1 protein-coding gene is annotated in these 255 nt (G+C 60.4%); it reads left to right on the forward strand.

Going from position 1 to position 255, the window contains the following annotated elements; translation table 11 throughout:
* Positions 1–255 (forward strand): hypothetical protein (locus RMT89_RS44195; protein ID WP_315889398.1); only part of this gene is annotated, 255 nt, incomplete at both ends.

Below are 255 nucleotides of genomic sequence, written 5' to 3' on the forward strand. Positions count from 1 at the left end.
GCCGTCATGGGTGTCCTTGGCGGGCTGGGGCTGCTGATGCAGCATCTGCGATCTGGCCGGGACGAGGTGCTAAGCCTCTCTGACGCGATGAGCCAGTTGGAGACCTCGACCGGGGACTGGCAACGGGCATTGCAGGACGCTCAGCAGCCGTTTGCAAAACTTGTTGAGCAGTTCGGAGCGGGGGCGGCGGAAGCTCGCGAAGTTTATCAGGCACTTTTTCAGTTGGCGCGGCTTGATTTCCTGGATGGAATAGAG

This window comes from Streptomyces sp. P17 (assembly GCF_032436805.1).
Classification (GTDB): domain Bacteria; phylum Actinomycetota; class Actinomycetes; order Streptomycetales; family Streptomycetaceae; genus Streptomyces.